The sequence below is a fragment of the Variovorax frigidus genome, assembly GCF_051216515.1.
Lineage (GTDB): Bacteria > Pseudomonadota > Gammaproteobacteria > Burkholderiales > Burkholderiaceae_C > Variovorax.
Map to the genome: position 1 here is coordinate 199,148 of NZ_JBPJZF010000007.1, position 22,014 is coordinate 221,161.

A 22,014-nucleotide genomic window follows, 5' to 3' on the forward strand; every position below is an offset into this window, starting at 1 on the left:
AACAGGCAGCCGTATCAGGTACTGCCCATTGCACTGGCTGCTCCTTGCGAAGCGATGCCGATTACTTTTTGGCCGAATCGCGGATTATCGCTTATCGAGGCCGGCCGGCGGCCAGCTTTCGAGCTTCATGCCCAAGGTCAGGCCGCGCGAAGCGAGCACTTCCTTGATTTCGTTGAGCGACTTGCGACCCAGGTTGGGGGTCTTGAGCAGCTCGTTCTCGGTGCGCTGGATCAGGTCGCCGATGTAGTAGATGTTCTCGGCCTTGAGACAGTTGGCCGAACGCACGGTGAGCTCGAGCTCGTCGACCGGGCGCAGCAGGATCGGATCGAACTGCTGAGCACTGCGCGGCGCGGGTGCGTCGAATGCAGCGAGTTCGCCACCTTCGAGCTGCGCGAACACGGCCAGCTGTTCCACCAGGATCTTGGCCGAAGCACGAACCGCATCTTCAGCGGTGATGGCACCGTTGGTTTCGATTTCGATCAGCAGCTTGTCGAGGTCGGTACGTTGTTCGACACGGGCGCTTTCGACCGTGTAGCTCACGCGCTTCACAGGCGAGAACGACGCGTCGAGAACGATGCGGCCGATCGACTTGGTCGGCTCGTCCGCGTAACGGCGCATCGTGCCGGGCACGTAGCCACGACCCTTTTCGACCTTGATCTGCATGTCGAGCTTGCCGCCTTGCGACAGGTGCGCGATCACGTGATCCGGGTTGATGATCTCGACGTCGTGCGGCGTCTGGATGTCCGATGCGAGCACCGGGCCGTCGCCGTCCTTGCGCAGGCTCAGCGTGACTTCATCGCGGTTGTGGAGCTTGAACACCACACCCTTGAGGTTCAGCAGGATGTTAACGACATCTTCCTGGACGCCATCGATCGACGAGTACTCGTGGAGCACGCCGGCGATCGTGACTTCGGTGGCCGAATAACCGACCATCGACGACAGCAGCACGCGACGCAGCGCGTTGCCGAGCGTGTGGCCGTAGCCGCGCTCGAAAGGCTCGAGCGTGACCTTTGCCTTGTTGGCGGCCATTTGCTCGACCTGGATGGTCTTGGGTTTCAGCAGGGTGGTTTGCATGCAGACTTCCTCTCAATACCCCCGGTTCGTTACACCGGTAAGGCTGGTGAAGTGCCCTGCCGCGGTGCGGAGGGAACAAATAAATCAAGTACGAGGCCGCGCAGCAGCCTCGTTATTCACCGTGTACTCGCTTTAGCGCGAGTACAGCTCGACGATCAGCGATTCGTTGATGTCGGCAGCGAATTCGTCGCGATCCGGAACCTTCTTGAACACGCCTTCTGCCTTGTCGGCATTCACGTCCACCCAGGCCGGCATGCCGACCTGTGCAGCGAGTTGCAGCGCTTCGGCGATACGGGTCTGCTTCTTCGACTTGTCGCGCACGGCGATCACGTCGCCGGTCTTGACCAGGTACGACGCGATGTTGACCGACTGGCCGTTCACCGTGATCGCGCGGTGCGACACGAGTTGACGTGCTTCAGCGCGGGTCGAGCCGAAGCCCATGCGGTAGACGACGTTGTCCAGGCGCGATTCGAGGATGAACAGCAGGTTCGCGCCGGTGTTGCCACGGCGGCGATCGGCTTCTTCGAAGTAGCGGCGGAATTGCTTTTCCAGCACGCCGTACATGCGCTTGACCTTCTGCTTTTCACGCAGTTGCAGGCCGAAGTCGGAGGTGCGTTGACCCGAGGTGCGACCGTGCTGGCCGGGCTTGGAGTCGAACTTCGACTTGTCCTGGATCGAACGGCGAGCGCTCTTCAGGAACAGGTCGGTGCCTTCACGGCGGGAAAGTTTGGCCTTGGGGCCGAGGTAGCGTGCCACGTGATCGTCCTTTGTGTCATCTGCTGCAAGGGTTACCTGCAGGAGCCATCAGCGGCGTGCCGATGGCGGTGGGCTTGTTGAGAAAACAAAACGCGCAGCCGCTGTGAAGCAGACTGCGCTGGGGCATCGACGCTTAGATGCGGCGACGCTTTTGGGGGCGGCAACCGTTGTGCGGAACCGGGGTCACGTCGGCAATGGAATTGATCCGGATGCCGAGCGCAGCCAGGGCGCGCACCGACGATTCGCGACCGGGGCCGGGGCCCTTGATCTCGACGTCGAGGTTCTTGATGCCTTGTTCGACAGCAGCACGACCGGCCACTTCCGACGCCACCTGGGCAGCGAAAGGCGTCGACTTGCGCGAACCCTTGAAGCCCTGGCCACCCGACGAGGCCCACGACAGGGCGTTGCCCTGGCGGTCCGTGATCGTGATGATCGTGTTGTTGAACGAGGCGTGCACGTGAGCGATACCGTCTGCAACGTTCTTGCGAACCTTCTTGCGGACGCGCTGTGCGGCGTTATTGGCAGGAGCTTTAGCCATGCTGTTTCAATCCTTATTTCTTCAGGGACTGCGCGGCCTTGCGCGGACCCTTGCGGGTGCGGGCATTGGTGCGCGTGCGCTGGCCGCGCATCGGCAGGCCACGGCGATGACGGAAACCGCGGTAGCAACCGATGTCCATCAAGCGCTTGATGTTCATCGTTGTTTCGCGGCGCAGATCGCCTTCAATGGTGAAGAGAGCGATCTGGTCGCGGATCTTCTCGAGATCAGCGTCGGTCAGATCCTTGATCTTCTTCGAATATTCGATGCCGCTCGCTTCGCAGATTTGACGGGCGCGGGTGCGTCCGATACCGAAAATGGCGGTCAGGCCGATTTCAGCGTGCTTGTGCGGCGGGATGTTGATGCCTGCAATACGTGCCATGTGCGTCCTCTAATACTTCTTTGACTTAACCCTGGCGCTGCTTGTGGCGCGGGTCAGAACAGATCACACGAACCACACCCTTGCGGCGGATGACCTTGCAATTACGGCAGATGGGTTTGACCGAAGCCGAAACTCTCATTTCATTCTCCTAAAACTGTTTAACGTGGCGCCAGCCGCCCGGACTCAATACTTGAAACGCCAGTCCTACGATGTCTTGAAGTTGGCCTTCTTGAGCAGTGATTCGTACTGCTGCGACATCATGTAGTTCTGTACCTGGGCCATGAAGTCCATCGTCACGACCACGATGATCAGCAAGGAGGTGCCGCCAAAATAGAACGGCACGTTGTACTTGAGGATCAGGAACTCCGGCAGCAGACAGACGAAGGTGATGTACACCGCGCCAGCCAACGTGAGGCGAACCAGGATCTTGTCGATGTAGCGGGCCGTCTGGTCACCCGGACGAATGCCCGGAATGAACGCACCGCTCTTCTTGAGGTTGTCGGCCGTTTCCTTGCTGTTGAACACGAGAGCCGTGTAGAAGAAGCAGAAGAAGACGATCGCAGCAGCGTAGAGCATCACATAGATCGGTTGACCCGGTGTGAGTGCTCCGGCAATGTCCTTGATCCAGCGCATGCTGTCACCGGTGCTGAACCAGCCCACCACAGTGGCCGGCAGCAGGATGATCGACGATGCGAAGATCGGCGGAATCACGCCAGCCATGTTCAGCTTCAGCGGCAGGTGCGACGACTGGCCACCGTAGACCTTGTTGCCGACCTGGCGACGCGCATAGTTCACGAGGATCTTGCGCTGGCCGCGTTCGACGAACACCACGAAGTAGGTCACCAGCACCACGACTGCGATGATGAAGATGGCCACGATGGGATTCATCGCACCGGTCGTCACCAGGGAAGCCAGGCCGCCGATGGCGCTGGGCAGACCGGCCGCGATACCCGAGAAGATCAGGATCGAGATACCGTTACCCAGACCCCGTTCGGTGATCTGCTCGCCGAGCCACATCAGGAACATCGAACCGGCCGTGAGGCTGATCATGGCGGTGAGCCGGAAGCCGAAGCCAGGTGCGATCACCAGGCCAGCCGACGATTCAAGTGCCACTGCAATGCTGAAGGACTGGAACAGCGCGAGGCCCAAAGTGCCGTAACGCGTGTACTGCGTGATCTTGCGCCGCCCTGCCTCGCCTTCCTTCTTCAATTGCTCGAAGGTCGGCACCACGTAGGTCATCAGTTGCATGATGATCGACGCGGAGATGTACGGCATGATGCCCAACGCGAACACGGTGAAGCGCGACAGCGCACCGCCCGAGAACATGTTGAACAGGCTCAGGATCCCGCCTTGCTGCCCCTGGAACAACTGCGCCAGCTGGTCCGGGTTGATGCCCGGAACAGGAATGTGCGCGCCGATCCGGTACACCACGAGTGCGAGCAGCAAAAAGACCAGCCGACGACGAAGGTCGCCGAACTTGCCTGTTTTTGCGAGCGTTGCCGCGTTAGTAGCCACGAGGGATCTCTCTCAGTCCGGTCTTCAGGCGACGCTGCCGCCGGCAGCTTCGATCGCTGCCTTGGCGCCGGCGGTAGCGCCGATGCCCGTCAGCTTGACGGCCTTGGTCAGTTCGCCGGTCTTGATGACCTTGACGACCTTGATCATGTGACCGACGAGGCCAGCCTGCTTGAGTGCCAGCATGTCCACTTCGGCCAGGCCGAGGACTTCCAGCGACGCGAGCGTGACTTCAGCGTTGTACTTGAGCGTGAGCGACTTGAAGCCGCGCTTCGGCAGACGGCGCTGCAGAGGCATTTGACCGCCTTCGAAGCCCACCTTGTGGAAGCCGCCTGCACGCGACTTCTGGCCCTTGTGACCGCGACCTGCGGTCTTGCCGATGCCGGAGCCGATACCGCGACCGACGCGACGCTTTGCGTGCTTGGCGCCGGCTGCGGGCTTGATGCCATTGAGTTCCATATCAGTCTCTCTTACAGAACTTTGACCAGATAACTGATCTTGTTGATCATGCCGCGCACTGCGGGCGTGTCTTGCAGCTCGCTCACGCTGTTGATCTTGCGCAGGCCGAGGCCACGCACGGTCGCGCGATGCGATTCCTTGGTGCCGATCGGGCTCTTCACCAGCTGCACCTTGACGGTTTGTTGTTGGGTCGTCATATCGATGCTCCCGTTCAAGCGAACAGCTCTTCGACCGTCAGACCGCGCTTGGCAGCCACGGCCGACGCAGTCGTCGAGTTCTTCAGGCCGTCCAGCGTGGCGCGGACCATGTTGTAAGGGTTCGACGAACCATGGCTCTTGGCCACGATGTCGGTGATGCCCAGCACTTCGAACACGGCGCGCATCGGGCCGCCGGCGATGATGCCGGTACCCTTCGGAGCGGGGATCATGACCACCGAAGCGGCGCCATGGTGACCCGTCACGCGATGGTGCAGCGTGCCGTTCTTGATCGAGATCTTGAACAGGTTGCGGCGGGCTTCTTCCATGGCCTTCTGCACGGCAGCAGGCACTTCCTTCGACTTGCCCTTGCCCATGCCGACCTTGCCGTCGCCGTCACCGACCACGGTCAATGCGGCGAAACCGAGGATACGACCACCCTTCACCACCTTGGTGACACGGTTGATCGCGATCATCTTCTCGCGCAGGCCGTCCTCGGGTCCTTCGTTCTGCGTTCTTGCTTGAATCTTTGCCATTTTGAATCTCGTGTCCGGTTAGAACTGCAAGCCGGCTTCGCGGGCTGCGTCGGCCAGCGCCTTGACGCGGCCGTGGTACGCAAAACCTGCGCGGTCGAAAGCAACCTTCTCGACGCCGGCAGCCTTCGCCTTTTCAGCGATGCGCTTGCCGATCGCGATGGCGGCAGCGGCATTGCCGCCCTTGCCGGAACCGCCGAGCGTGCTGCGAACGTCGGCTTCGGCCGTCGATGCAGTCGCGATCACCTTGGTGCCGTCGCCAGAGATGACGGTGGCATAGATGTGCAGGTTGGTACGGTTCACCGTCAGACGGGCCACGCCTTGCGTCGCGATCCGGATGCGGGTCTGACGCGAACGGCGCAGACGCTGTGCTTTTTTGGTCAACATCATTTTGCTGCCCCTTACTTCTTCTTGGTCTCTTTGATCACGATCTTCTCGTCCGAATAACGGATGCCCTTGCCCTTGTAAGGCTCAGGCGGACGAACAGCGCGGATCTCAGCGGCGATTTGACCAACGCGCTGACGGTCAGCACCCTTGATCACGATTTCGGTCGGGGTCGCGGTGGCAACGGTGATGCCTTGCGGCATGTCGAAGTTGACCGGGTGCGAATATCCGACTTGCAGGTTCAGCTTGTTGTTCGAAGCTGCAGCCTTGTAGCCGACGCCGACGAGGTTGAGCTTCTTCTCGAAGCCCTTCGTCACACCGACCACCATGTTGTTGACCAGCTGGCGCAGCGTGCCGCTCATCGCATTCGCTTCACGCGATTCGTTGGCGGGCTCGAAGCTCAGCTTGCCGTCGTTGTTCACGACGTTGACCAGCGGGTTGCGGGTCAGGTTGAGCGAACCGCCCGAACCCTTGACGCTGATCTGGTCATCCTTGATCGACACATCCACGCCTGCGGGGATGGTGACGGGCATTTTTCCTACTCGGGACATTTCAGTAACTCCTTGATGTCTCGGTTAGGCGACGTAGCACAGGACTTCGCCACCGACACCGGTAGCGCGTGCCTTGCGGTCGGTCATCACGCCCTGGGGGGTCGTGACGATGGCGACGCCGAGGCCGTTCTGGACTTGCGGAATGGCTGCGCTGGCCTTGTAGACACGCAGGCCGGGACGGCTCACGCGCTCGATGCGCTCGATGACCGGGCGGCCAGCGTAGTACTTCAGCGTGATGACGAGTTCGGACTTGCCGTCTTCGGTCTTCACTTCGAAGCTGTCGATGTAGCCTTCGTCCTTGAGGACTTGTGCAATCGCGGCCTTCACCTTGGAAGACGGGATCGACACGGTCGGCTTCGCCACCATTTGCGCGTTACGGATACGCGTCAACAGGTCGGCAATGGGATCACTCATGCTCATGTTTTTTGCTCCTGCCTGGCTTACCAGCTGGCCTTGGTGACACCGGGGATGTCGCCATTGAAAGCCAATTCGCGGATCTTGGCGCGGGCCAGACCGAATTGACGGAAGGTGCCACGCGGACGGCCGGTGATGGCGCAACGATTGCGCTGGCGCGTCGGGTTGGCGTTGCGCGGGAGCTTTTGCAGGCCCAGGCGTGCAGCAGCGCGCTCTTCGTCGCTCTTCTTGATGTCGTTGGAAGTCGCCTTCAGTTCGGCGTGCTTCGCTGCGTACTTGGCGACCAGCTTGTCGCGCTTGATTTCGCGCTGGATCAGGGATTGTTTAGCCACGGTTCGCCTCAGTTCTTGAACGGGAAACGGAAGCCGGCGAGAAGCGCCTTGGCCTCTTCGTCGTTCTTTGCCGTCGTCGTGATGCTGATGTTGAGACCGCGCAGGGCATCGACCTTGTCGTATTCGATCTCGGGGAAAATGATCTGCTCTTTCACGCCGATGTTGTAGTTGCCACGGCCGTCGAACGCACGGCCGGAGATGCCGCGGAAGTCGCGAACACGCGGCAGCGCGATGGTCACGAAACGGTCCAGGAACTCATACATCTGCACGCCACGCAGCGTGACCATGCAGCCGATCGGTTGCATTTCGCGGATCTTGAAGCCAGCGATGGCCTTCTTCGACTTGGTCACGACAGGCTTCTGGCCAGCGATCTTGGTCAGGTCGCCGACAGCGTTGTCGAGAACCTTCTTGTCGGCAACCGCTTCACCCACACCCATGTTCAGGGTGATCTTGGTGATGCGCGGAACCTGCATCGGCGACTTGTAGCCGAACTTTTCGGTCAGGTCTTTCGCGATCTTGTCGCGGTAGATTTGTTGGAGACGTGCCATCTGAATGCTCCTTAGGCGGTCTTGATTTCGTCGCCGCTGGACTTGAAGATCCGCACGCGCTTGCCGTCGGCGATCTTGATGCCCACGCGATCGGCCTTGCCGGTCGCAGCATTGAAGATGGCCACGTTGGATTGATGGATCGGCATGGTCTTTTCGGTGATGCCACCGGTCGTACCCTTGAGGGGGTTCGGCTTGGTGTGCTTCTTGACGATGTTGATGCCGTCGACGATCAGATGCGAGTCGTCCTTGCGAAGCGAGACGGTGCCGCGCTTGCCCTTGTCACGACCGGCCAACACGATGACCTGGTCGCCTTTGCGAATCTTGTTCATGGCGTTGTGTCCTTACAGAACTTCGGGAGCCAGCGAGACGATCTTCATGAACTTCTCGGTGCGCAGTTCGCGCGTGACCGGTCCGAAGATGCGGGTGCCGATCGGCTCCAGCTTGGCATTGAGCAAAACGGCGGCATTGCCGTCGAACTTGACGAGCGAACCGTCTGCACGACGGATGCCCTTGGCGGTACGCACCACGACGGCGCTGTAGATTTCGCCCTTCTTGACGCGACCCCGGGGGGCGCATTCCTTGATGCTGACCTTGATGACGTCGCCCACGCTGGCATAACGCCGCTTGGAGCCACCGAGCACCTTGATGCACAGGACGGATTTCGCGCCTGTGTTGTCGGCTACTTCGAGCCGGGATTCAGTTTGGATCATTTCGATTGGTTCCCAACTTGTACCGAGAAACCGCCTCATGGCAGCACCGCAGTCAGTCTTGGGCCCGTCGTCAACGCCCCAAACCACTTGGAGCGCCTTCGTATGGGCGGAAAGCTTCGCCTTTTTGAAGCGAAGCCCGCGATTGTCACACGCTCCAACCGGCATGTCAACGCCCTGTTTTCCAAAGCTTCGAGCAGGTCGTGGCGTCGGGGCGACAATCGGCCCGCGCCTGCGCACTCTCCCTCCACGCCGCCCACGTCGACCTCTCATGCCACAGCAAGACCACACCACCCTCCCGCCCATCGCCTTCATCGGAGGCGGCAACATGGCCAGCGCCATCCTGGGCGGACTGATCCGCCAGGGACTGCCCGCCGCTGCCTTCGAGGTCGTCGAACCCTTCGAGGCGGCCCGTGCGCGCCTGGCCGAGCAGTTCGGCCTGGCGCCGCAGGCCGAGGCCGGCGCCGCGCTGGCGCGCTGCAAGCTCGTGGTGTGGGCGGTCAAACCCCAGGCCTTCGCCGAGGCCGCGCAGCCGGTGAAAGCCTGGACACCGGACGCACTGCACCTGAGCGTCGCAGCCGGCATCCCCTCCGACAGCATCGCCCGCTGGCTGGGCAGCGAGCGTATCGTGCGCGCGATGCCCAACACGCCCGCGCTGGTCGGCCAGGGCATGACCGGCCTGTTCGCCCGCCCGGCCGTGAGCGCCGAGGGCCGCGCGCAGGTCGAACAGCTGCTGGCCCCGACCGGCGACCTGCTGTGGGTGGACGGCGAGGCCGCGCTCGACGCGGTCACGGCCGTCTCGGGCTCGGGTCCGGCCTATGTCTTCTATTTCATCGAGGCCATGACCGAGGCCGGCATCGAGATGGGGCTGCCGCCCGAGCAGGCGCAGCGCCTGGCCGTCGGCACCTTCACCGGCGCCTCGGCACTGGCCCGCGCCTCGGAGGACCCGCCCGCGGTGCTGCGCGAGCGCGTCACCTCCAAGGGCGGCACCACCTACGCAGCGATCAGCGCGCTTGAGGCCGCGGGCGTCAAGGCGCAGTTCAAGACCGCCATTCGGGCGGCCGAGCAGCGGGCCCGCGAGCTGGCGAAGGAGTTCGGCAGCGCCTAAAGGCCGCGGAGTGAAAAGTCGGCCACGATGCCGGCGAACACCGCGAAGCCCAGCCAATGGTTCAGGCGGAAGGCCTTGAAGCAGCCTTCGCGCGAGCGATCGCGGATCAGTGCGCCGTGCCACAGCGCCTGGGCCGCCGCGGCGGCCATGCCCAACAGGAACGGCACGCCCAGTCCCGCACGCACGCCGACCACGCCCCAGACGCCGATGAACACCGCGTAGCAGAGCATCACCGCCGCCACATCGAAGCGGCCGAAGGTGATGGCCGAGGTCTTCATGCCGATCTTCAGGTCGTCGTCGCGGTCGACCATCGCGTACTCGGTGTCGTAGGCCAGCACCCAACCCAGGTTGCCGACCAGCAACGCCCAGCCGTAGGCCGGCACGCGCAAGAACGCTTCGACGGCCGGCACGTCGGCACCGCCCGCGGCGCAGAAGGCCATCGGGATGCCGATCGAAAAGGCGACGCCCAGCACCGCCTGCGGCAGCGAGACGAAGCGCTTGGCGAAGGGATAGAGCAGCGTCACGCCCAGCCCGATGAAGGACCAGACGATCACCGCCGCATTGGTGGTGAGCGCCAGGCCGAAGGCCACCAGCGCCAGCACGCCGCCCAGCCCCAGCGCCTGCTTGACCGAAATCGCGCCGCTGGTGACCGGCCGCTGGGCCGTGCGCTTGACGTGGCGGTCGAAGTCGCGGTCGGCCACGTCGTTGACGCAGCAGCCGGCGCTGCGCATGAGGATGGTGCCGAGCACGAACACGGTCAGCAGATGCCAGCCCGGCCAACCGCGGGCCGCGAACCACAAGGCGCCCAGCGTGGGCCACAGGAGCAGCAGCCAGCCGGCGGGCCGGTTCCAGCGGATCAGGTCGAGGTACAGGGAGAGGCGGCTGGCTGGCATGCGACGGACAAAAAAAGAGCGGCCATTGTGCCGCTCCCGTGCGCAGGCCTCGCGAGGCCGTGGCTGCTTGTTTACTCTTCCAGCAGCGAGCGCAGCATCCAGGCGGTCTGGTCGTGCACCGTGCAGCGCGCGGTCAGCATGTCGGCCGTCGGATCGTCGCCGGCTTCCTCGGCCACGGGGATGAACTCGCGCGCGATGCGCGACACGGTCTCGTGGCCCTTGACCAGGATGCGCACCATCTCCATCGCCTTGGGCGGCGTCTGCGGCACGTCGGGCACGGTGGCGATCTTGCTGAACTCGGCGTACGAGCCCGGCGCGTAATGGCCCAGCGCGCGGATGCGCTCGGCGATCACGTCGGTCGAGTTCCAGAGCTCGGTGTACTGCCCCATGAACATCGCGTGCAGCGAGTTGAAGTGCGGGCCGGTCACGTTCCAGTGGAAGTTGTGGGTCGTGAGGTAGAGCGTGTAGGTATCGGCCAGCACGCGGCTCAGGCCTTCGGCGATGGCCGCACGGTCCTGGCGCTCGATGCCGATGTTGATGATCGGCGCATTGCGGCTGCCCGACTCCTGCGCGACCCGCGTGTCGCCCTTGGTCGGCACCTTGCCGGCGCCGGCCGCCGGCGCGCTTGCGACCAGGGGCTTGGCTTTCTTCGGGGACTTGTTGTTGCTCGGTGCTTTGGCCATGGCGATTCCTCGTTGACGGTGGATGGTGTTCGTACGACGGGACGACTGTAGAGGCCGGCCGGCCCTGTCGCAACAGCGAGACTCTATCGCAGCCATTGGCCGCGGTGCCGAGGGCTCACGAGAGCCGCTTCACACCCGGCAGCTCGCACGCATAGATCGCGTTGCGCAGCGCCGCGATCGCCTCGTAGCGGGTGAAGCTGCGCCGCCAGGCCAGCACCACACGGCGTGTCGGCGGCTCGCGCCCTTCGCCGTCGCGCACCGGCAGGTAGCGCACGATCTGCTCGAGCTCCTTGCGGCCCTTGGCCTTGGGCTTGAGCGCATCGGCCGGCACCGACAGCCGCGGCACCAGCGTGACGCCCATGCCCGAAGCCACCATGTGCTTGATGGTCTCGAGCGACGAGCCCTCGAAGCTCTTGCGGATGCCTTCGGCGTTGCTCGAGAAGCGCGCGAACTCGGGGCAGACCTCGAGCACGTGGTCGCGGAAGCAGTGGCCCGCGCCCAGCAGCAGCATGGTCTCGTTCTTGAGTTCGTCCGAGCTGATCGATTCGTTGGCCGCCAGCGGGTGGTTGGCCGGCAGCACCGCGACGAAGGGCTCGTCGTACAGCGCCGCGATGGCCAGGCCGGTGTCGGGAAAGGGCTCGGCCATGATGGCGCAGTCGATCTCGCCCGCGCGCAGCATCTCCAGCAGCTTGACGGTGAAGTTCTCCTGCAGCATCAGCGGCATCTGCGGTGTGCGCGCGATGTTCTGGCGCACCAGGTCGGGCAGCAGGTAGGGGCCGATGGTGTAGATGATGCCGAGGTTCAGCGCGCCCGCCAGCGGGTCCTTGCCGCGCTTGGCGATCTCCTTGATGCTGGCGGCCTGGTCGAGCACGCTCTGCGCCTGCTGCACGATCTGCTCGCCCAGCGGCGTGACCGTGACCTCGCCCGCGCTGCGCTCGAACAGCTTCACCTCGAGTTCGTCCTCGAGTTTCTTGATCGCCACCGACAGCGTCGGCTGGGACACGTAGCAGGCCTCTGCCGCCTTGCCGAAGTGCCGCTCGCGGGCCACTGCGACGATGTATTTGAGTTCGGTGAGAGTCATAGCTTGCGTCAATTATGCGCAAGCGGCCCGACCCGGTCGGTGCCGGGGTTGGCGGCAGTCGGCCGACGGCCCTCGGCGCGGACCCGAAGCAGCCCGACGGTCACGCCAGCCCCGCTGCCTGCGGTTCCGCCCGCCAGCTTCGCCATCCGCATCGCCTCTCGCGCTCAAGCCTTGAGGTACTCGGCCTTGGTGCCGAGCCAGCGGTCGATGTGGCGCTGCGCCAGTTCAGGGTGCTTCTCCAGCATGACCGGCGCGAGCTCGCGTGCCCAGTCGAGCAGCAGCACGTCGGTCGTGAGGTCGGCGAAGCGCAGCAGCGGCGCACCCGACTGCCGTGCCCCGAGGAATTCGCCGGGCCCGCGGATCTCGAGGTCGCGCCGCGCGATCTCGAAGCCGTCGCCGGTCTCGGCCATGGCCTTGAGCCGGGCCCGCGCGGTCTCGCCCACGCGGCCGCTGTCGCCGGGCGCGTAGAGCAGCACGCAGGCCGAGGCCGCGGCACCGCGTCCCACACGCCCGCGCAACTGGTGCAGCTGCGACAGGCCGAAGCGCTCGGCATGCTCGATCACCATCAGCGAGGCGTTGGGCACGTCGACCCCCACCTCGATCACCGTGGTGCTCACCAGCACCTGGATTTCGTTCGCGGTGAAGGCCGCCATCACCGCCTGCTTCTCGGCCGTGGGCATGCGCGAATGCAGCAGGCCGACGTGCACGGCATCGCCCAGCGTGCCGGCCAGTTCGTCGCGCGTCTCGGTGGCGTTGCGCAGGTCGACCGCCTCGCTCTCCTCGATCAGCGGACAGACCCAGTAGACCTGCCGGCCCTGCGAAATCTGCGACTGGATGCGGTCGATCACCTCGTCGCGCCGGTGCTCGGCCACCAGCTTGGTGACGATGGGCGTGCGGCCCGGCGGCAGCTCGTCGAGCGTGGACACGTCGAGGTCGGCGTAGTAGCTCATCGCCAGCGTGCGCGGGATGGGCGTGGCGCTCATCATCAGCAGATGCGGCTCGAGGTCGCCCACGGCCTTGCCGCGCAAGGCCAAGCGTTGCGCCACGCCGAAGCGGTGCTGCTCGTCAATCAGCGCCAGCGCGAGGTTCTTGAAGCGCACCTTCTCCGAGATCACGGCATGCGTGCCGATGACCAGTGCCGCGTCTCCGCTCTCGACCGCGGCCGACATCTGCTCGCGTTCCTTTTTCTTCTGGCTGCCCGTGAGCCAGGCCACGCGCAGGCCGCGCGCGGCCAGCAGCGGGTCGAGCCAGCCGACCAGCTTGCCGAAGTGCTGCGCCGCGAGAATCTCGGTCGGCGCCATCAGCGCGCACTGGAAGCCCGCATCGATGGCACGCGCCGCCGCGAGCGCGGCCACCACCGTCTTGCCCGAGCCCACGTCGCCCTGCAGCAGACGGTGCATCGGGATCTCGCGGCCGAGGTCGTGCGTGATCTCCTCCCCCACGCGCCGCTGCGCGCCGGTCAGGCCGAAGGGCAGCACCGCAAGCAGTTGCGCGTGCAGCGAGCTTGCCAATGGCTCGGGTGAAGAAGGCAGCCTCGGCGCGCGTTGGGCCGCACGCTCCAGCCGCGCCTGCAACTGCGACAGCTGCTGCGCCAGCAGCTCCTCGGCCTTGATGCGCTGCCAGGCCGGGTGGCTGCGGTCCTCGAGCGCGGCCATCGACACATCGGGCGTCGGGTAGTGGAGGAAGCTCAGCGAGGCGCGCAGGTCCCAGGCGCCGCGCAGGCCGATCTGCACCGGGATGGTCTCGTCGAGCACCGCGCGCGAGAGGCCCGAGCGCACCTCGCGCCGCAGCACCGGCTGCGCGAGGCCGGCCACGGTCGGGTAGACCGGCGTGAGCGCGCTGGGCAGCGCGGTGCCCGCGGCCTTGATCGTGGGGTGCAGCATCTGCCGTCCCACGAAGCCGCCGCGCATCTCGCCGCGCACGCGCACCTTGACGCCGACCGCGAGCTGCTTCTGCTGCGACGGATAGAAATTGAAGAAGCGCAGCTGGCAGGTGTCGCTGCCGTCGTCGACGGTCACGACCAGCTGGCGGCGCGGGCGGTAGCTCACCTCGCTTTCGGTCACCACGGCCTCGAACTGGCCCAGGTCGCCCTCGCGCAGATCGACGATGCGCACGATGCGCGTCTCGTCCTCGTAGCGCATCGGCAGGTACAGCGCGAAGTCGATGTCGCGCACCAGACCCAGCTTGCGCAGGGCGCGCTGCACCAGGCTCAGGCCGGTGCCGGGCGGACCTGCGGGCGCAGGCGCGGCAGGGCTTGCAGCGGCGGCGGGGGACGGGGCTTTCTTGGCGGGCACGGAGGGGCTTCTAGCGCGGGCGGCAAAGGTCCGTCAAGGCGCTGCGCGCATCGGGGAACGCGAAGCGGAAGCCGGTCTGCAGCAGGCGCGCGGGCACCACGCGCTGCCCTTCGAGCAGCAGGTCGGCCTGTTCGCCCAGCAGCAGCCTGACCGGCGCGGCGGGCGTCGGCATCCAGCAGGGGCGGTGCATCACGCTGGCCGCCGTGCGGGTGAATTCTTCCTGCGTGAGCGCGCCGGGCGCGGTGAAGTTGAAGGCCTGCGCGGCCGCCTCGCCGCCGACCTGTTCGGTCAGCGTCCATACATGGGCCATGGCGCGGATCACGTCATGCACGTGCACCCACGACAGCCACTGCCGCCCGCTGCCCAGGCGCCCGCCCATGCCGAGCGCCACGGGCAGCAGCAGTTGCGGCAGCGAGCCCTGGTGGCCCAGCACGAAGCCGAAGCGCATGCAGGCCACGTGCACGCCGTGTGCCACCGCACCCCGCGCCGCCTGCTCCCAGCCCTGGCACAGCGTCGACATGAAGATGCCCTGTGGCGGCGCGTCTTCGGCCAGCTCGGTGGTGTCGCCCTGCGGCTGCACGCCGTAGTAGCCGATGGCCGAGCCCGACAGCAGCAGCCAGGGCTTGCGCGGTCGGGTGGCGATCCACGCGACCAGCGTGTTGGTCAGGCCCGCGCGACTCTGCATCAACTGGCGCTGGCGCCGTTCGCTCCAGCGCTGGCCGAGGATGCGCGCGCCGGCCAGGTTGACGACCACGTCGACGTCGTCCGTCGCCGGGATCTGCTCGAGCGCCTGCACGCAGCGCACCGCGCCGCCGAAGCCCCAGGCGGCCGAACGCGCATCGCGCGTCCAGACCGTCACCGCGTGGCCATCGGCCACCAGGTGCCGCACCAGGATCTGGCCGATGAAGCCGGTGCCGCCGGTCACCAGCACGCGCTGCGGTTTGCTGCCGAAACGCACGGGTGCATCGACCGCGCGCTGCGCTTCCTGCGCCGTGCGGCGAAACAGTGCACGCGCCGCCAGACCGTCGCGCAACCCCGAGAGGCCTACGCCCACGCCGCACAGTGCAAGGAAGGCGCCGAGCCAGCCGTGCGGCTGCCACACCAGCGCCGTCGGCTGCGCCGCCCAGTCCATCGCGTTCATCGCCAGCAGCGCGACGAACGCGCCAGCATTGATCGCCAGCACCGTGTGCGTGACGCGCTCGGTGGGCGGCAGCAGGCGGCTGCCGTCTTCCACCACGAAGTCCCACAGCGTGAGCACGATCTCGACGCCGAACACCGCGAGCAGCACCCAGGCCCACGAGGACAGCCCGATGAACATCGCGCAGTAGATCGACGAGCGCAGCGCATGGATGGACAACTCGCGCCGCGCGCTGTTGCGCTGGGCCAGCGCCTCGGTGCCTTCGTGGTGATAGAGCGTGTCGAACGCGCCCATCAGCCCCTGGGCCGCCATGAGCTGCAGCGCCAGCAGGTGGGTGTCGACCGTCATACAGCCACCGCCTTGGGTTCGGCCACTTCCTCGAACACGCCGACCTGCGTGAAGGTGGTGCCCATCAGCCAGTGCCGGATCTCGATGCGGATGTTGAAACGCTCCGGCGTCTCGTTGTGATGCCAGAGAAAGGTCTTGCCGGGCGTGAAGATGCCGGGCAGCGGAATGCGCCAGCCGAACACGTCCCAGAAATACCCGTCGCTCTGGAAATGCAGGCTGCCGTTGTCTTCCACGCTCAGCACCAGCTTCATGCCCAACCCCATGCCCACGTACTCCAGCACCTCACCGCGCGTGCTCTCGCGCATGAAGCTGGTGAACTGGATGGGCTTGCGGCCGTGCAGGCGGTAGATGCGCTGCTTGTAGATGGCCGGGTCGTCGGCCTTGGCGTAGACCTGGATCTCGACCGGGAAGTTGCTGTCGCTGTAGGGGATCAGCGCGCCCTGGATCAGCGGCTGCGTCAGGTAGCCCAGCAGCTTGCCGAAGCGCGAGCAGTGCAGCTCGCTGAGTGCGCCCCGGTAATGCAGCGCCTTGCCCGGCGACGGGTTCCTGTCGAAGCGCCGGCGGATGTCGGGGTGCAGGCCCTGCCACTTGCTCCCGAGGATCTTCTTGAAGAGTTCGCCTTCGGAGGGGCCGGGCTGGGGTGAAGTGCGCACGGCAAGTGAATCAGGCATGCGTCGATTCTGCCTCGGCCACACGGCCCCGATACCCCCGTGTCGCTGCCCCGTTTTCCGGCCATGGGACAATCCCGCCCGCTTCCGGTTTTCTCTTCCCTTTCCCCACGCCTCCTTGGCACGGGCCCGTCCGGCCCTCAAGCACCATGCGCGCCTTCACGCTCTCCGATTTCGATTTCGACCTGCCACCCGAACTGGTGGCGCAACACCCGGCCACCGAACGCACCTCGTCCCGTCTGCTCGACGGCACGACCGATGCACCGGCCGACCGCATCTTCCGCGACCTGCCCGGCCTGCTGCGTAGCGGCGACCTGCTGGTGTTCAACGACACCCGCGTCGTCAAGGCGCGCCTGTTCGGCGAGAAGCCGACCGGCGGCAAGCTCGAACTGCTGGTCGAGCGCGTGCTGCAGGGCCAGGAGGTGGTCGCGCACATGAAGGTCAGCAAGAAGCCGCCGGTGGGCACCACCCTGGAGATGGTCGGCGGCTTCCGCGCCACGCTGCTGGGCCGCTGGCCCGAGGAAGACGGCGCGCTGTTCCGCTTCGCCTTCGAGAGCGATGCCGGCGAAGACCCGTATGCACTGATGCAGCGCTGCGGCCACGTGCCGTTGCCGCCCTACATCACGCACACCGATTCGGCCGACGACGAGCGCCGCTACCAGACCGTGTTCGCGCGCGTGCCCGGCGCGGTGGCCGCACCGACCGCCGCATTGCATTTCGACGAAGGCCTGCTGGCCGAGCTCGAAGCGCGCGGCGTGCAGCGCGCCAACGTCACATTGCACGTGGGCGCCGGCACCTTCCAGCCGGTGAAGACCGAGAACATTTCAGAGCACACGATGCACGCCGAGCGCTACGACGTGCCCGAAGCCACGCAACGCGCCATCGCCGAATGCAAGGCGCGCGGCGGCCGCGTGGTCGCGGTCGGCACGACCACCGTGCGCACGCTCGAATCGTGGGCCAAGAGCGGTGAAGCGTCCGGTGACACCCGCATCTTCATCACGCCCGGCTTCGCCTTCGAACACGTGGACCTGCTGCTGACCAACTTCCACCTGCCCAAGAGCACGCTGATGATGCTGGTGAGCGCGCTGGCCGGCTACGAACGCGTGATGGCGCTCTATGCGCACGCCATCGAAAACCGCTACCGCTTCTTCAGCTATGGCGACGCGATGCTGCTGGCGCGACCCCAAAACTGAAGACGACCATGCTGAACTTCGACCTCCTTACCACCGACCCCGACAGCCACGCACGCCGCGGCACGCTCACGCTCAACCACGGCAAGGTGCAGACACCGATCTTCATGCCTGTGGGCACCTACGGCACCGTCAAGGGCGTGATGCCGCGCAGCCTCGAGGAGATGGGCGCACAGATCATCCTGGGCAACACCTTCCACCTGTGGATGCGCCCCGGCCTCGACGTGATGGCCAGCTTCGGCGGGCTGCACCAGTTCGAGAAATGGGACAAGCCCATCCTCACCGACTCGGGCGGCTTCCAGGTCTGGTCGCTGGGCGCGATGCGCAAGATCAGCGAGGAAGGCGTGAAGTTCGCTTCGCCCGTCAACGGCGACAAGCTGTTCCTCACCCCCGAGGTCTCGATGCAGATCCAGACCGTGCTGAACAGCGACATCGTGATGCAGTTCGACGAGTGCACGCCCTACGACACCAACGGCCACATCACGACCGAGGCCGAGGCGCGCACCTCGATGGAACTGAGCCTGCGCTGGGCGAAACGCTGCCAGACCGAATTCGCGCGGCTGGAAAATCCCAACGCGCTGTTCGGCATCGTGCAGGGCGGCATGTTCGAGAACCTTCGCGAGGAGTCGCTGGCCGCATTGGTCGACATGGACTTTCCGGGCTACGCCATCGGCGGCGTGAGCGTGGGCGAGCCCAAGGCCGAGATGCTGCACATCATGGGCCATACGCCGCACCGGCTGCCGGCCCACAAGCCGCGCTACCTGATGGGCGTGGGCACGCCCGAGGACCTGGTGCAGGGCGTGGTCGACGGCGTCGACATGTTCGACTGCGTGATGCCCACGCGCAATGCGCGCAACGGCACCATGTTCACGCGCTTCGGCGATCTGAAGATGCGCAACGCGCGCCACAAGAGCGACCCGCAGCCGGTCGACCCGAGCTGCACCTGTCATGCCTGTGCAGGCACCTCGGGCGTGTCGTGGAACGACGGCGGGCGCGAAGGCTTCAGCCGCGCCTATCTGCACCACCTGGACCGCTGCGGCGAAATGCTCGGGCCGATGCTGTGCACCATCCACAATCTGCATTACTACCTGAACCTGATGACCGAGATTCGTGCGGCGCTCGACGCAGGCGCGTTCACGGAATTTCGCGCACGGTTCAAGGCCGAGCGCGCGCGCGGCGTCTGAGCGCGCCCACGCGGTTCATCGCTTGACGCAGGCCTCGCGCCGGCGCGAGGCCGAAGCGATCAGTCGCGCAACTCGGCAGGCACCGTGCCGCCGTTGGCCGCCAGCTTGGTCATCACCTGGCGATGCAGCCAGACGTTCATCTTGGCGCTGTCGCTGGTGTCCTCCCCGTAGCTCAGTTCGGCGGCCAGCTCCTTGCGTGCGGCCAGGCTGCTGTCGAGGCCGAGCAGCTTCATGAGGTCGACGATCGAGGTGCGCCAGTTGAGGCTGGCGGCGCCGGGCATCGCATCGAGCACGGCGGCCACGTCGCCCAGCGGGATCGCCGGTGGCGGCGCCGCGACCGCGGGTGCGCCGGCCGCGGCCGGTGCGGGCGCGGGGGCCGGCGCGGGAGCGGCCTGGGCCGACGGGAAGATCTTGGAGAGGATGCTGCCGAAAATGCTCATGGAGATTCCTTGTGGGTGGTGGTTGAACTTGCGGGTGGACGCGCGCGCAAGGCGCCGCCCCAGCTTCTATCACGCAGGCGCCGCACCGGCCAACGGTGCCCCTTGCGATCGCGCGGTGGGATGTGCGGAAGTCCCGCAGGCATGGCAGAACTTCGAGAACGCGCTCTTGCGCGCATCGCAGGTGCCGCAATGGTCGAACAGGCCGATGCCGCAGTGCGGGCAGAAGTCGATCTCGGCGCTCTTCAGGTCGACCGGCCGCTCGCAGCCCGGGCAGACGCTCTTGGCCAGCCGGGTCAGCGCGGTGTCGTAGCTCAGCTCTTCGCGGCGCACGATGTCGGGCTGGGCCTCGGCCAGCTTCTGGCGCGCGAGGTAGCGGTTGAGCCCGACGATTGCATAGCGCCCGACCCCCACCGTGATCACGATGCCCACGATGTAGCGCACGTAGCCGCCGTAGCTGGGCAGATAGGGCACCAGCTCGACGAAGAAGGCGAACAACGCGAAGAAGATGAAGCCCCAGACGAAGGGCCAGTAGGTGCTCTTGCGCTTCTTGACGAAGAGCCAGCCTGCGACCAGCAACAGCGGCAGGGTCAGCGCGAGCCGGTAGCCGAACACGCGCAGCTCGACGCGGCGGTACTCGGCCATCATTCGCTGCTCGGCGTCGCTCTCGAGCACCGCCAGCTTGCGCTGCGCGGCTTCCTGGGCCTGGCGTGCATCGAGCGCCACCTGTTGCTGCGCCTCGACCTTCTGCTGCGCCGCGTCCTCCCTGGCCTTGAGCACATCGAGCGCACGGGTGCGCGCGATGAGCTCGGCGTCCTGGTCGGGCTGCGCGGTGGCACGGCGCGTGGCGATCCAGTTGTCGAAGGTCTCGCGCGCGCTGCGGCTGCTCTGCGCGGCGGCGCTGCGCTTGAGCTCGGCCTGCTCCAGCGCGTTGGCGGCCTGCTGCTCGATGCGCTCGGCCTCGCGCACGCCGTCGCGCAGCGGATCGGCCGCGACGCGATCGATGAAGTCGTCCGTCTGCAGCGTGCGTTCGACCCGGGGCAGGTCGCTCACCAGCGTGCCGCCAAGCCCGATCAGAAAACCGGCGAACACCAGCGCCACGACCCACAGGCCGCGACGAAACCATTTCTCCGAGAGACGCAGCGATTTGCTCATTTTTCTTTTCCTTCAGGAGGTGTGACCCCGTTTCAGAGCGCCAGTGTGACCGGTGCCGCGCCGAGCCCGCTGCGCTGCAGCCAGGCGAACACCGAATCGGCCGTGATGGTCTCGATGCGGTCCGAGAAACGCTTGTCGTTGGGATGGTCGTCGAAGGCCACGTTGGCCTTGCTGACCCGCCCCCCCAGCCGCGTGAGCGGCCCGAGCGCCAGCACGCCCGGCTCGTAGCCCTTGAACTGCAACCAGGCCTGGGCCTGCGCGCGGGTGCGGATGGTGCCGGGCTCCATCGCGGCGGCCAGCGTCTCCAGCGCCCACTGGTTGGACTGCTGGTACTTCTGCGCCCAGGCATAGCTCACGATGCTGTAGGCCGGCGTGTGCAGCCGCACGAGGCTGTCGGTCCGCGCTTCCAGCAGCGCCAGCAATTGCGACTGCACCGCCGGCGTCGGCACCGACCAGGCGGCCTGGTAGCGCCAGGGGTCGTCGAGGAAGAATTCGCCCAGGCCCTGGCGGTACACGCCGGCGACCGCGGTGCCGCACTGGTTGAGTTTGTGCGCCACGCGCCACGGCCCGGCCTCGGTCTTGTAGGCCAGGCCGAGGTGCGACCACTGCAGGCCGTAGCGCGTCAGGTCCTGGCCGGCACGCGCCAGCAGCACGACGCGCGCACCGCTGGCATCGAGCGCCTGCGAGGTGCGCTCGGCCAGCTGCATGCCCTTGGCCACGTTGTCCGGCGTCGGTCGGGCCTGTTCGCAGGAACGGCCCGCATGCGCCCGCATGGGAAAAAGGAAGGCCCCCGCAAGACACACCGCCAGTGCCAGCGCCAGGATGCGCAGCGCCATCCGCAGCTTGCGCTGCCAGCGCGGCACCCGGGCTTCTCCGTCGGGCCTGTAGAGATCGCGCATCTGCGAATTCACACCAGCCTTTCGTTGTGCAGCAGCGCGCGGCCGATGGCGTTGGGCACGAAGGCCAGCACTTCGCCCGCGGCCGAGAGCACCACGCCCGAGGCGATCACGCCGACCGTCACCGCCGTGCCGACCACCGCCGAAGCGCCCCCCACGGCCCGGCCCGCCACCCGGATGCTCGCGCGTGCGCCGTCGGAGGCTCGCGCCAGCACGTAGGTGATGCCGTCGACCGAGGCTTCGACCGCGACCACGGTCAGCACCGAGCCGCCGACCGACAGCGCGGCGGGCAGTGCGACCGAAGCGCCGACCGCGCCACCGGCGGCCGATGCGGCCCCCACCACGGAGGCCACGGGCATCAGGGACAGCGCAGCCGAAGTTTCGCTTTGCGCGTGCACCGACAAGGGAGAGAGAAGCGATACGGCGATCGCACCAGCGCTCATCCAGGCCAGGACCCGTTGTTTGTTCATGAATGACTTTCGAAGGAAAGGAGGAAAGAAGAGGAAGCCCCGAGAAAGAGCGCGAATGATGGGCGAGCGTTCCCCGTCCAGGCGCAGA

General features: G+C 65.9%; 29 protein-coding genes. 3 read left to right on the top strand and 26 right to left on the bottom strand.

The features are described 5' to 3' along the window. Positions 1-84: 84 nt before the first annotated feature. The 16 genes from ACSFBC_RS21595 to rplN form a co-directional block, all read right to left on the bottom strand. Complete coding sequence (locus ACSFBC_RS21595; protein ID WP_183028321.1) at positions 85-1,074, bottom strand: DNA-directed RNA polymerase subunit alpha; 990 nt, start codon at positions 1,072-1,074, stop codon at positions 85-87. A gap of 132 nt (positions 1,075-1,206) precedes the next feature. Continuing rightward, complete coding sequence (gene rpsD / locus ACSFBC_RS21600; RefSeq protein ID WP_219211260.1) at positions 1,207-1,830, bottom strand: 30S ribosomal protein S4; 624 nt, start codon at positions 1,828-1,830, stop codon at positions 1,207-1,209. A 133-nt stretch (positions 1,831-1,963) separates the two neighbouring features. Beyond that, positions 1,964-2,368, bottom strand: coding sequence for a 30S ribosomal protein S11 (rpsK, locus tag ACSFBC_RS21605; RefSeq protein WP_009124825.1), 405 nt, complete (start codon positions 2,366-2,368; stop codon positions 1,964-1,966). Positions 2,369-2,381: 13 nt separating this feature from the next. After that, positions 2,382-2,747 (bottom strand): 30S ribosomal protein S13, encoded by a 366-nt coding sequence (gene rpsM / locus ACSFBC_RS21610; RefSeq protein WP_013544105.1) that lies wholly within the window; start codon positions 2,745-2,747, stop codon positions 2,382-2,384. A 25-nt stretch (positions 2,748-2,772) separates the two neighbouring features. Then, complete coding sequence (gene rpmJ, locus ACSFBC_RS21615) at positions 2,773-2,886, bottom strand: 50S ribosomal protein L36 (RefSeq protein ID WP_140840881.1); 114 nt, start codon at positions 2,884-2,886, stop codon at positions 2,773-2,775. A 65-nt stretch (positions 2,887-2,951) separates the two neighbouring features. After that, on the bottom strand, positions 2,952-4,262 hold the full coding sequence (gene secY / locus ACSFBC_RS21620; RefSeq protein ID WP_183028319.1) for a preprotein translocase subunit SecY: 1,311 nt from the start codon (positions 4,260-4,262) through the stop codon (positions 2,952-2,954). Between the two features lie 24 nt (positions 4,263-4,286). Continuing rightward, entirely contained in the window at positions 4,287-4,718 is a 432-nt protein-coding gene (rplO, locus tag ACSFBC_RS21625; protein WP_435512410.1) for a 50S ribosomal protein L15, read from the bottom strand. Between the two features lie 11 nt (positions 4,719-4,729). Continuing rightward, positions 4,730-4,915 (bottom strand): 50S ribosomal protein L30, encoded by a 186-nt coding sequence (gene rpmD / locus ACSFBC_RS21630; RefSeq protein ID WP_219211270.1) that lies wholly within the window; start codon positions 4,913-4,915, stop codon positions 4,730-4,732. A gap of 14 nt (positions 4,916-4,929) precedes the next feature. After that, complete coding sequence (gene rpsE, locus ACSFBC_RS21635; protein WP_140840889.1) at positions 4,930-5,448, bottom strand: 30S ribosomal protein S5; 519 nt, start codon at positions 5,446-5,448, stop codon at positions 4,930-4,932. Between the two features lie 18 nt (positions 5,449-5,466). Then, complete coding sequence (gene rplR / locus ACSFBC_RS21640) at positions 5,467-5,832, bottom strand: 50S ribosomal protein L18 (RefSeq protein ID WP_435512699.1); 366 nt, start codon at positions 5,830-5,832, stop codon at positions 5,467-5,469. A gap of 14 nt (positions 5,833-5,846) precedes the next feature. Further along, positions 5,847-6,380 carry a 50S ribosomal protein L6 gene (gene rplF, locus ACSFBC_RS21645; protein WP_435512411.1) on the bottom strand — a complete coding sequence of 178 codons (534 nt, stop codon included), beginning with the start codon at positions 6,378-6,380 and terminating at the stop codon, positions 5,847-5,849. 24 nt (positions 6,381-6,404) lie between these two features. Continuing rightward, a complete protein-coding gene (gene rpsH / locus ACSFBC_RS21650; RefSeq protein ID WP_183028314.1) occupies positions 6,405-6,800 on the bottom strand; it encodes a 30S ribosomal protein S8 in 396 nt (131 codons plus the stop codon). 20 nt (positions 6,801-6,820) lie between these two features. Next, positions 6,821-7,126 carry a 30S ribosomal protein S14 gene (gene rpsN, locus ACSFBC_RS21655; protein WP_435512412.1) on the bottom strand — a complete coding sequence of 102 codons (306 nt, stop codon included), beginning with the start codon at positions 7,124-7,126 and terminating at the stop codon, positions 6,821-6,823. Between the two features lie 8 nt (positions 7,127-7,134). Continuing rightward, positions 7,135-7,674, bottom strand: a complete 540-nt coding sequence (gene rplE / locus ACSFBC_RS21660) for a 50S ribosomal protein L5 (protein ID WP_435512413.1) — start codon at positions 7,672-7,674, stop codon at positions 7,135-7,137. A gap of 11 nt (positions 7,675-7,685) precedes the next feature. Then, positions 7,686-8,003, bottom strand: coding sequence for a 50S ribosomal protein L24 (rplX, locus tag ACSFBC_RS21665; RefSeq protein ID WP_183028311.1), 318 nt, complete (start codon positions 8,001-8,003; stop codon positions 7,686-7,688). 12 nt (positions 8,004-8,015) lie between these two features. Next, positions 8,016-8,384: a 50S ribosomal protein L14 gene (gene rplN / locus ACSFBC_RS21670; RefSeq protein ID WP_068630284.1), complete on the bottom strand. Its 369-nt coding sequence runs from the start codon at positions 8,382-8,384 to the stop codon at positions 8,016-8,018. Positions 8,385-8,652: 268 nt separating this feature from the next. On the opposite strand from rplN, the gene proC reads away from it, so the two are divergent. Then, positions 8,653-9,489: a pyrroline-5-carboxylate reductase gene (gene proC / locus ACSFBC_RS21675; RefSeq protein ID WP_435512414.1), complete on the top strand. Its 837-nt coding sequence runs from the start codon at positions 8,653-8,655 to the stop codon at positions 9,487-9,489. Here the strand turns inward: proC and ubiA are convergent. The 6 genes from ubiA to ACSFBC_RS21705 form a co-directional block, all read right to left on the bottom strand. Beyond that, entirely contained in the window at positions 9,486-10,382 is an 897-nt protein-coding gene (ubiA, locus tag ACSFBC_RS21680) for a 4-hydroxybenzoate octaprenyltransferase (RefSeq protein WP_435512415.1), read from the bottom strand. The two genes, proC and ubiA, sit on opposite strands and share 4 nt — an antisense overlap. 71 nt (positions 10,383-10,453) lie before the next feature. After that, entirely contained in the window at positions 10,454-11,065 is a 612-nt protein-coding gene (locus ACSFBC_RS21685; protein WP_435512416.1) for a Dps family protein, read from the bottom strand. Positions 11,066-11,180: 115 nt separating this feature from the next. Continuing rightward, the gene (locus ACSFBC_RS21690) at positions 11,181-12,146 is read right to left on the bottom strand and encodes a LysR substrate-binding domain-containing protein (protein WP_435512417.1); all 966 of its coding nucleotides are present in this window, start codon (positions 12,144-12,146) and stop codon (positions 11,181-11,183) included. A 164-nt stretch (positions 12,147-12,310) separates the two neighbouring features. After that, positions 12,311-14,440 carry an ATP-dependent DNA helicase RecG gene (gene recG, locus ACSFBC_RS21695; protein ID WP_435512418.1) on the bottom strand — a complete coding sequence of 710 codons (2,130 nt, stop codon included), beginning with the start codon at positions 14,438-14,440 and terminating at the stop codon, positions 12,311-12,313. A 10-nt stretch (positions 14,441-14,450) separates the two neighbouring features. Next, positions 14,451-15,926 (bottom strand): TIGR01777 family oxidoreductase, encoded by a 1,476-nt coding sequence (locus ACSFBC_RS21700; protein ID WP_435512419.1) that lies wholly within the window; start codon positions 15,924-15,926, stop codon positions 14,451-14,453. Further along, positions 15,923-16,597, bottom strand: coding sequence for a DUF4166 domain-containing protein (locus tag ACSFBC_RS21705; RefSeq protein ID WP_435512420.1), 675 nt, complete (start codon positions 16,595-16,597; stop codon positions 15,923-15,925). The genes ACSFBC_RS21700 and ACSFBC_RS21705 overlap by 4 nt, the downstream gene beginning before the upstream one ends. Positions 16,598-16,743: 146 nt before the next feature. On the opposite strand from ACSFBC_RS21705, the gene queA reads away from it, so the two are divergent. After that, positions 16,744-17,787, top strand: coding sequence for a tRNA preQ1(34) S-adenosylmethionine ribosyltransferase-isomerase QueA (gene queA, locus ACSFBC_RS21710; RefSeq protein WP_435512421.1), 1,044 nt, complete (start codon positions 16,744-16,746; stop codon positions 17,785-17,787). Positions 17,788-17,795: 8 nt separating this feature from the next. Further along, positions 17,796-18,968: a tRNA guanosine(34) transglycosylase Tgt gene (gene tgt / locus ACSFBC_RS21715; RefSeq protein WP_435512422.1), complete on the top strand. Its 1,173-nt coding sequence runs from the start codon at positions 17,796-17,798 to the stop codon at positions 18,966-18,968. A 59-nt stretch (positions 18,969-19,027) separates the two neighbouring features. Here tgt and ACSFBC_RS21720 read toward each other — a convergent pair whose 3' ends face one another. The 4 genes from ACSFBC_RS21720 to ACSFBC_RS21735 form a co-directional block, all read right to left on the bottom strand. Then, on the bottom strand, positions 19,028-19,408 hold the full coding sequence (locus tag ACSFBC_RS21720; RefSeq protein WP_435512423.1) for a DUF3597 domain-containing protein: 381 nt from the start codon (positions 19,406-19,408) through the stop codon (positions 19,028-19,030). Positions 19,409-19,477: 69 nt separating this feature from the next. Beyond that, positions 19,478-20,560 (bottom strand): serine endopeptidase, encoded by a 1,083-nt coding sequence (locus ACSFBC_RS21725; protein ID WP_435512424.1) that lies wholly within the window; start codon positions 20,558-20,560, stop codon positions 19,478-19,480. Between the two features lie 32 nt (positions 20,561-20,592). Further along, on the bottom strand, positions 20,593-21,396 hold the full coding sequence (locus tag ACSFBC_RS21730; protein ID WP_435512700.1) for a DUF2145 domain-containing protein: 804 nt from the start codon (positions 21,394-21,396) through the stop codon (positions 20,593-20,595). A gap of 71 nt (positions 21,397-21,467) precedes the next feature. Next, entirely contained in the window at positions 21,468-21,926 is a 459-nt protein-coding gene (locus ACSFBC_RS21735) for a hypothetical protein (RefSeq protein WP_435512425.1), read from the bottom strand. Positions 21,927-22,014: the final 88 nt, after the last annotated feature.

Coding starts and splice junctions, on each gene's coding strand:
- ACSFBC_RS21595 (WP_183028321.1), bottom strand. CDS start 1,074: ATGCAAACCACCCTGCTGAAACCCAAGACCATCCAGGTCGAGCAAATG.
- rpsK (WP_009124825.1), bottom strand. CDS start 2,368: ATGGCTAAAGCTCCTGCCAATAACGCCGCACAGCGCGTCCGCAAGAAG.
- rpsM (WP_013544105.1), bottom strand. CDS start 2,747: ATGGCACGTATTGCAGGCATCAACATCCCGCCGCACAAGCACGCTGAA.
- rpmJ (WP_140840881.1), bottom strand. CDS start 2,886: ATGAGAGTTTCGGCTTCGGTCAAACCCATCTGCCGTAATTGCAAGGTC.
- rplO (WP_435512410.1), bottom strand. CDS start 4,718: ATGGAACTCAATGGCATCAAGCCCGCAGCCGGCGCCAAGCACGCAAAG.
- rpmD (WP_219211270.1), bottom strand. CDS start 4,915: ATGACGACCCAACAACAAACCGTCAAGGTGCAGCTGGTGAAGAGCCCG.
- rpsE (WP_140840889.1), bottom strand. CDS start 5,448: ATGGCAAAGATTCAAGCAAGAACGCAGAACGAAGGACCCGAGGACGGC.
- rplR (WP_435512699.1), bottom strand. CDS start 5,832: ATGTTGACCAAAAAAGCACAGCGTCTGCGCCGTTCGCGTCAGACCCGC.
- rplF (WP_435512411.1), bottom strand. CDS start 6,380: ATGTCCCGAGTAGGAAAAATGCCCGTCACCATCCCCGCAGGCGTGGAT.
- rpsH (WP_183028314.1), bottom strand. CDS start 6,800: ATGAGCATGAGTGATCCCATTGCCGACCTGTTGACGCGTATCCGTAAC.
- rplE (WP_435512413.1), bottom strand. CDS start 7,674: ATGGCACGTCTCCAACAAATCTACCGCGACAAGATCGCGAAAGACCTG.
- rplX (WP_183028311.1), bottom strand. CDS start 8,003: ATGAACAAGATTCGCAAAGGCGACCAGGTCATCGTGTTGGCCGGTCGT.
- rplN (WP_068630284.1), bottom strand. CDS start 8,384: ATGATCCAAACTGAATCCCGGCTCGAAGTAGCCGACAACACAGGCGCG.
- proC (WP_435512414.1), top strand. CDS start 8,653: ATGCCACAGCAAGACCACACCACCCTCCCGCCCATCGCCTTCATCGGA.
- ubiA (WP_435512415.1), bottom strand. CDS start 10,382: ATGCCAGCCAGCCGCCTCTCCCTGTACCTCGACCTGATCCGCTGGAAC.
- ACSFBC_RS21685 (WP_435512416.1), bottom strand. CDS start 11,065: ATGGCCAAAGCACCGAGCAACAACAAGTCCCCGAAGAAAGCCAAGCCC.
- ACSFBC_RS21690 (WP_435512417.1), bottom strand. CDS start 12,146: ATGACTCTCACCGAACTCAAATACATCGTCGCAGTGGCCCGCGAGCGG.
- ACSFBC_RS21700 (WP_435512419.1), bottom strand. CDS start 15,926: ATGACGGTCGACACCCACCTGCTGGCGCTGCAGCTCATGGCGGCCCAG.
- ACSFBC_RS21705 (WP_435512420.1), bottom strand. CDS start 16,597: ATGCCTGATTCACTTGCCGTGCGCACTTCACCCCAGCCCGGCCCCTCC.
- queA (WP_435512421.1), top strand. CDS start 16,744: ATGCGCGCCTTCACGCTCTCCGATTTCGATTTCGACCTGCCACCCGAA.
- tgt (WP_435512422.1), top strand. CDS start 17,796: ATGCTGAACTTCGACCTCCTTACCACCGACCCCGACAGCCACGCACGC.
- ACSFBC_RS21720 (WP_435512423.1), bottom strand. CDS start 19,408: ATGAGCATTTTCGGCAGCATCCTCTCCAAGATCTTCCCGTCGGCCCAG.
- ACSFBC_RS21725 (WP_435512424.1), bottom strand. CDS start 20,560: ATGAGCAAATCGCTGCGTCTCTCGGAGAAATGGTTTCGTCGCGGCCTG.
- ACSFBC_RS21730 (WP_435512700.1), bottom strand. CDS start 21,396: ATGGCGCTGCGCATCCTGGCGCTGGCACTGGCGGTGTGTCTTGCGGGG.
- ACSFBC_RS21735 (WP_435512425.1), bottom strand. CDS start 21,926: ATGAACAAACAACGGGTCCTGGCCTGGATGAGCGCTGGTGCGATCGCC.